Source organism: Pseudomonas sp. TNT3 (genome assembly GCF_010095445.2).
Taxonomy (GTDB): Bacteria; Pseudomonadota; Gammaproteobacteria; order Pseudomonadales; family Pseudomonadaceae; genus Aquipseudomonas.
Genome location: NZ_WFGV02000109.1, coordinates 1 through 6,371, shown reverse-complemented (window position 1 = coordinate 6,371; position 6,371 = coordinate 1). Strand labels below are relative to the sequence as shown.

Here is a 6,371-nt window from a genome sequence, read left to right as displayed (position 1 = left end):
CACCGGCGCAGAAGTCGCGGGCAAAGCCCTCGAAAACCTGGTGATCGACAACACCGCAGTCACGGTGAAAACCACTGACACCATCAACGACGTCGTCGCCAAACTCACCGTGGATAACTCCACCGTCGCCGAAGGTGGCAAGGTTACCTACACCGTGACGTTGACCAACGCTGACGGCCTGCCGGTGAATAACCACGGTGGTCTGACCTTCACGCTGACTGACGGTACGGTGATCAACGTTGCTGCCAACCAGACGTCGGGTAGCAAAGAAGTTGCCATTGCGGACAACCTCTACGTTGATCAACCGATCGTGGTGGAAAACCAACTGACCGGCGTTACCGGCACCAACAACTACGAAAACCTGGTGTTGGGTACCGACAAAACCAGCGTCACCATCACCGATGAACCGAATGGCGATGGCAACAAGGTCACCGTCGGCATCGCCGCCAATGGCGATGTGTTGGAAGGCCAGGCGCCGACCTTCACCGTGAGCATCAACCGTGTTCTGGCGGACAATCTGGTTGTCACTCTGGATAACGGCAAAACCGTCACGATCCTCGCCGGTGCCAAGACAGCGATCTACACCGCTGATATCAACGCCGAGGACGTTTACAAAGATCCATCGTCGCTGACCGTCAAAGTCACCGGCGCAGAAGTCGCGGGCAAAGCCCTCGAAAACTTGGTTATTAACGGTGCTGACGCGACCGTCAAAACCACCGACACCATTAACGAAGTCATCGCCAAGCTAACCGTGGACAAATCCACCGTCGTCGAAGGCGGCGCGGTCACCTATACCGTGACCCTGACCAACAAAGATGGCCTGGCGATCAACAGCCACGACGCCATGACCTTCACGTTGACCGACGGTAAGACCATCAACGTCGCCGCCAACGCCAGCAGCGGTACGCTGGTCGTGAACACCGTGGATGACGTGTACACCGGTGGGCAAACCACGTTGGTCAACAAGCTTGAGACCGTATCGGGCGGCAACGCGAAGTTTGAACAGCTGACGCTGGATAAAACCACGCTGACCACCACCGTTACCGATGAGCCTTCGGGCCAGGGCGACCGGATCACCGTGAGCATCGAAGGTAACGGCGGCGTCGTCGAAAACGTCGGCGCGGCGTTCACCGTGAAGATCAATCAGGCGCTGAGCGACAACCTCAACGTGACCCTGAGCAATGGCGGCACGGTCACCATTCTGGCGGGCACCACCTCGGCGATCTACACCGCGCCGATTCAGGGCGAAGACGTCTACAAAGACCCAAGCACCCTGAGCCTCACCGTCAGCTCCGCGACCGTGACCGGTAAAACGTTCGAGAACCTGGTGCTCAGCACCACGCCAGGGACTGTGGGAATTACTGACACCACCAACGAAGTCATCGCCAAGCTGACCGTGGACAAATCCACCGTCGTCGAAGGCGGCCAAGTCACCTACACCGTGACCCTGACCAACAAAGATGGCCTGGCGATCAACAGCCACGACGCCATGACCTTCACGCTGTCCGACGGCAAGACCATCAACGTCGCCGCCAACGCCAGCAGCGGTACGCTGATCGTGAACACCGTGGATGACGTGTACACCGGTGGTCAAACCACACTGGTCAACAAGCTTGAGACCGTCACCGGCGGCAGCACGAAGTTCGAACAGCTGACGCTGGATAAAACCACGCTGACCACCACCGTTACCGATGAGCCTTCGGGCCAGGGCGACCGGATCACCGTGAGCATCGAAGGTAACGGCGGCGTCGTCGAAAACGTCGGCGCGGCGTTCACCGTGAAGATCAATCAGGCGCTGAGCGACAACCTCAACGTGACCCTGAGCAATGGCGGCACGGTCACCATTCTGGCGGGCACCACGTCGGCGATCTACACCGCGCCGATTCAGGGCGAAGACGTCTACAAAGACCCAAGCACCCTGAGCCTGACCGTCAGCTCCGCGACCGTGACCGGTAAAACCTTCGAGAACCTGGTGCTCAGCACCACGCCAGGTACCGTGGGCATTACCGACACCACCAGCGAAGTCATCGCCAAGCTGACCGTGGACAAATCCACCGTCGTCGAAGGCGGCGCGGTCACCTACACCGTGACCCTGACCAACGCAGCCGGTCTGCCGATCAACAACCACGACGCCATGACCTTCACGTTGACCGACGGCAAGACCATCAACGTCGCCGCCAACGCCAGCAGCGGTACGCTGGTCGTGAACACCGTGGATGACGTGTACACCGGTGGTCAAACCACGCTGGTCAACAAGCTTGAAACCGTATCGGGCGGCAACGCGAAGTTTGAACAGCTGACGCTGGATAAGACCACGCTGACTACCACCGTTACCGATGAGCCTTCTGGTCAGGGTGATAAGGTCACTATCGGTATCTCCGGGGACACATCGGTCGTTGAAGGCCAAACGGCGCACTACACAGTGACGCTGAGCAATAACGCCAAGTCAGAAGTCACTGTCACGCTGTCGTACAGCGGCACCGCGGCGGATGGCACGGACTTCAGGGGTGTGACTACGGTCAAGATCCCGGCCAACAGCAACAGTGTCAATTTCGACATCGCGACCATCAACGACAAGTACGTTGAAGGTTCCGAGAACTTCGTGATCACCATCGGCAATGTCAGCGGCGGTAATTTCGAGAACCTCGCGGTCGACCCTAACAGCGCCAGCGTTAACACGACCATTGTTGATAACGACCATGCGCCGGTTGCCGTCAGTGGCAGCGTCACTGGCCTTGAAGACCAGAGCGTTGTGTTGACGTGGGATAACTTCAAGACGACCGATGTCGACAACGACAGCCCGCTGAGCATCACCATCACGGACGTCGCTGGTCGTGGCGACCTGATGTTCAACGGTGCGGCCGGCTGGGTGAAAGTTGCCGCAGGCCAGGTCATCAGCCAGGCAGACATTACCGCAGGCAAACTGAAGTTCGTGCCGGTCGCGAACGAATCCGGTGCTGATGGCTACGGCGGTACCGGTGTCGGTAACAAAGCGGCGGACTACGCGCAGATCAAGTTCAAGCCTACCGACGGTTTCAACCTGGGCAACGAAGCAACGCTGAAAGTCGACATCACACCGGTGGCCGACAAGCCTACGCTGACTGTCGACAGCAATGCCGTGACCTCTACAGGTCTGCTCAAGGAAGTCTGGACAGGCTTGTCCGGTCTGAATGCAGGTTATGACGGTAGTGCCGGTAGCGGTGCGGCGACTGCGATCTTGAAGTCGGTAATTGATGCGGCGAAAAATCCGAACAGCACCAGCACCTCCACCAACGTGCAGTCCAGTGGTGATGTCGTTGCGGGTACCGCATCGAAAACATCCGGCCTGATCTACCTCGAAGCTGGCAAGACTTACACCTTCAGCGGCAGCGCTGACGACAGTCTGCTGGTTACCATTGGCGGCAAAGAAGTGGCCAGCGCGTTGTGGGGTAAAGGCGGCGGTATCTCGGGCGCAGGCTTCACCCCGGGCACCAGCGGCTACTACACCATCGACATCTACCACCACAATCAGAGTGGCCCGGGCAGCTACGACGTTAACCTGTCGGTAAACGGCGCAGCCGCTGTCGACCTGAACAGCGCCGGCATTCCGCTGTACACCAGCGTCGCCAACCTGGCTGCGTCCGGCGTGACGGTTTCCGACCTGCATGGCACCAACGGTGAAGGTTATTACGAGGGCTACAAACTCAACGAAGGTGCTGAAAACGGCAGCGTACATCTGTCGAAAATCACCACCGCACTGACCGATACCGACGGCTCGGAAAGCCTCAGTGTGACCATCAGCGGCTTCCCGAAAGGCATGGTGCTGAGCGATGACGCGGGGCACAGCTGGACCGTGGGTACCGATGGCTCGGCGACAGTGACTGGCTGGAACCTGGCCAACCTGACCTTGACGCCGCCGGCTTACTACAACGGTAAGTTCGACCTGACAGTGACGTCGACTTCGACTGAGCTACTGGGTGGTTCGGCTTCAAGTACGGCGACGATTCCGGTCACCATTTACCCGGCGGTGTACAACGCATCGGTAGGGACTTCCGGAAACGACAATTTCTCGGGTACCGAAGCCAACGACATCATTGTCGCTGACGTGGCGGGCTTGAACGTGGTCCAGGGCAAGAATTACAACATTGCCTTCATGGTCGACAGCTCGGGCAGCATGGAAGACTCGATGGCGGCTGCGAAGACTTCGTTGATGGCCATGTTCACCAGCCTCAAGAACAGCCTGGGTAGCAACACCTCGGGGACCGTGAATATCTTTCTCGCGGACTTCGACACCCAGGTCAACAAGACCATCTCGATCAACTTGAATGACCCTAAAGCCCTGGATCTGCTCAGGGGCGTCGTGAACTCAATGGATCCGGTCGGCGGCACCAACTATGAAGACGTGTTCAAGGCTACGGCCAACTTCTTCAAGAGTGCCGAGGCGCTGGCCAACACCGGTGCAACCAACCTCACCTACTTCATCACCGATGGCAAGCCGACGTATTACCAGAAGTCGGAGCAGGTCAACCCGACGCTGTATGGCAGCGTGAAACTCGATGATGTGGTCACGACGACCAATTACAAACTGGGGGATACCTTCAGCAAAACCATCGACTCTACACACAAGCTGTTTATCGACAGCGACGGCTACGCAACGCTGCAGACAGCCAGTAAGAACTGGTGGGGCAATACTGTCTGGGATACCAGTAATGTCGGGTACGTGCACGCACAAGGCGATGGCACTTACGAGATCTCATCACTGGGTGGCACCGGTAAAGCCACCGACAATAACTACAATGACGTGCTCGGCAGGTCCGACGCCGCCTACGACGCGCTGGTGAAGCTGAGTCCGGTGGTGGAAGCCATTGGCATCAACAGTGACATCAAACTTCCAGACCTTGTGCCGTACGACTCCGATGGCAAACCGCAAACCAACATCGACCCGAGCAAACTGGCGGACGCGATTCTGGGTCACACCGAGGCGACGTTGCCAGGTGCCGACACGGTCAACGGCGGCGACGGCAACGACATTATCTTCGGCGACCTGGTGAGCTTCAGTGGTATTGCCGGCGAGGGTTACCAGGCCATGCAGGCCTTCGTGGCTCAGCAAACCGGTGTGGACGCCAGCAAGGTGACCACCAGCAACGTGCATCAGTACCTCACCGAGCACTACAACGTGTTCGATGTGTCTGGCGCCAATGACGGGGCGGATACACTGCTCGGCGGTGCCGGTAATGACATCATCTTCGGCCAGGGTGGCGACGATAAGCTCTACGGCAATGCAGGCAATGACATCCTGCTCGGCGGCACGGGCACCGACCTGCTGGACGGTGGCGATGGCAATGACATCCTTATGGGTGGCAAGGGCAACGACACGTTGATTGGCGGTCTGGGTGGCGACACGTTCGTCTGGAAAGCAGGCGACACCGGTACCGACGTGATCAAAGACTTCAAGGCTGCCGAAGGTGACCGCATCGACCTGCGTGATTTGCTGCAGGGCGAAACCGGCAGCACCATCGACAACTTCCTGAAGATCACCACGGCGGGCGGTGTTTCGTCTCTTGAGGTCAGTTCGGCTGGCAAGTTCAATACCAGTGGAGCTGCGGCAGCACCTGATGTGACGATCAAACTGGAAGGTAACAACTGGTCCACCGCCAACCTGCACAACCTGATTGCCGGTAGCGATCCGACCATCAAGGTTGATCACAACAACAGCTGATAGCTGACGAAATGGCCGCCCAAACCGGGCGGCCATCACGTTTGCGAGAATCACCCCGGTGACGATTTCGTCGTCGCACCGCATACTCGCGCACAGTTGGCCTATGCTGCTGACAGCATGACGCTGGTCCATATCTGAGGGATGCTCAATGTTTTACGTGCAACGCGATGCGCAAGGACAATTAGTGCGCGTGGAAGCCGCAGCTTATGCAGAGGCCACGGAAACACTGCCCGCCGACCATCATGAAATCCAGGCGTGGTACGCCAATGAAGTGATGGAAGTCAGCCTTAAGCAGCTCAAGCAGAGCGACTTCGAAATGATTCGGGTCCTCGACGACTTGATCCAGGTGCTGACCAGCAAAGGCGTGATTCGCGTCACCGACCTGCCGCCGGCTGCACAGGCCAAACTGATGGATCGGACCCAGGCCCGTGAGGCGTTGGGTGGGTTGAGTCATCTGATCGATGATGATGAGACCGGGTTGATTTAAGCGTTGTAACGCAAAAAAGATCGCAGCCTTCGGCAGCTCCTACAGGACGAATACATTTCCCTGTAGGAGCTGCCGTGTTGCGGTCGAATTTTTTTAGACCATGATGTAGGAGCGTCGATCTAAGGAAGCATCATGGGTTATCGGGTTGTCACGTCAGAGCAAAAAGCAGAGGCCATTCGCTTGGTT

Annotated in this window: 2 protein-coding genes; both read left to right on the top strand. The window is 58.0% G+C overall.

Going from position 1 to position 6,371, the window contains the following annotated elements; all coding sequences use genetic code 11:
• Positions 1-40 precede the first annotated feature (40 nt).
• Entirely contained in the window at positions 41-5,698 is a 5,658-nt protein-coding gene (locus GBC55_RS29320) for an immunoglobulin-like domain-containing protein (protein ID WP_218576881.1), read from the top strand.
• A gap of 148 nt (positions 5,699-5,846) precedes the next feature.
• Entirely contained in the window at positions 5,847-6,185 is a 339-nt protein-coding gene (locus tag GBC55_RS29315; RefSeq protein ID WP_162441129.1) for a tryptophan synthase subunit beta, read from the top strand.
• Positions 6,186-6,371: the final 186 nt, after the last annotated feature.